The sequence below is a fragment of the Serratia sp. HNCC26DJ206 genome (assembly GCF_057180605.1).
On record NZ_JBXUGP010000166.1, the window covers coordinates 1 to 330 of the forward strand.

At 61.5% G+C, this 330-nt stretch carries 1 protein-coding gene; it reads left to right on the plus strand.

The window, feature by feature from the left end:
• Nucleotides 1–330, plus strand: a 330-nt coding sequence (locus AC2A1E_RS24430; protein ID WP_484385910.1) for a hypothetical protein, incomplete at both ends; no start/stop codon positions are given.

Here is a 330-nt window from a genome sequence, read left to right on the forward strand (position 1 = left end):
TTAGAAGCGTTGCCAGTGGGCAGCGTGCTCAGCGACGGCGTGCGCAGCTTTACGGCCACCGCAGGCAATACGGCAACCGACATCACCGGTTGGCTGCTGGATCGGGTCACGCTGTTGCCGCCGCAGGACTTCAATGGCCGTATCACCTTAAACGTGGTGGCAACGTCAACTGAACAGGCCAACCAGCAGCAGGCCAGCACTTCACAAACGCTGACCGTCAACGTATTGGCGGTGAACCATGCGCCGGTCGCACAGGACGCGGCGCTGGCGCTGGACGAAGATGGACGCATTACGCTGGATCTGCTGGCCTATGCCAGCGATGTGGACAGC